Annotated in this window: 1 protein-coding gene; it reads left to right on the top strand. The window is 43.2% G+C overall.

Translation table 11 applies throughout. From position 1 onward, the window contains the following. Positions 1 to 91 precede the first annotated feature (91 nt). Entirely contained in the window at positions 92 to 1,027 is a 936-nt protein-coding gene (locus tag M2R47_RS09355) for an OmpA family protein (RefSeq protein ID WP_283162964.1), read from the top strand. Positions 1,028 to 1,091: the final 64 nt, after the last annotated feature.

Raw genomic sequence — 1,091 nt, 5'->3', positions numbered from 1 at the left:
GGCTACCAATGGTAACCCCTAAACTCTAACAAAACCAAGCCGTCTTGTTGAGACGAGGCGGCTTTTCAAGTTGTTATTAATAGGAATTTATATGAAACATTCATTGTTCAAAGCTGCTATTATCACAGCCATCATGGCTGCGATATCTGCCTGTGCCACCAGTCCAACTCAAGTGACTGCTGAGGGTACGACAGACAATCCTGTTTGGCCAAAATGGGATTCTGTCACATTGCATAACAATCGTGGTACTTTCCCCAATCTTACCAGCCTAAGAGAAGTTAAGGCGGGCATGACCAAAGATCAACTGTATCATTTGCTTGGTCGTCCCCATTATCATGAAGTTTGGCGTCCTCGTGAGTGGAATTATCTGTTTCATTTTCACACGCCAGGCATTGGTACTGATGGCGTTACCACTTGCCAATTTAAAGTGTTATTTGATAAAGACACTTTTACTCGCAGTTTCTTTTGGAATCCCATTGACCCTATTGATGCAGCTTGTCCAGCAGTATACCCAGAAGCACCACCACTACAGCCACAAATCATCATCAAGGAAGTGGCAGTACCTGTTGAAGTACCTGTTCAAGTGCCAGTTGAAGCACCTAAGGCACCACCAAAACCTCAAATCCAGCGTTATACTTTAAATGCTGATGCACTATTTGCATTTGACAAATACAAACTGTCAGACATGTTGCCAGGTGGTCGTCATGATCTTAACCAATTGGTTGAGTACTTAAATAAATTTGAGGAATTAAACGGCATCATCATCACAGGTCATACCGATAAGCTGGGTTCAGATGCCTACAACCAAAAGCTGTCAGAAAACCGTGCCAACACAGTTGTAGACTACTTGGTTAGCCAAGGCATACCAAGAAAGATCATCTATGCTCGTGGTGCAGGTGAAAAAGAGCCCATCCATCAATGCTCTGATAAGCTGCCAAGAAAACAGCTCATCACTTGCTTACAGCCAAATCGTCGTGTTACCGTTGATGTGGATGGTTATGGGATTGTAGAAAATCAATCACACTGATTCACTGTGATGCGTTAACATCAAACCGCACCCTAAAAGACTGATGGCTTTTGGGGTGTTTTTT

This window comes from Moraxella oculi (assembly GCF_023336735.1).
Lineage (GTDB): Bacteria > Pseudomonadota > Gammaproteobacteria > Pseudomonadales > Moraxellaceae > Moraxella > Moraxella oculi.
Note: the sequence above shows the minus strand (reverse complement) of the source record. Positions and strands in the feature narration are given on the sequence as shown.

Coding starts and splice junctions, on each gene's coding strand:
- M2R47_RS09355 (WP_283162964.1), top strand. CDS start 92: ATGAAACATTCATTGTTCAAAGCTGCTATTATCACAGCCATCATGGCT.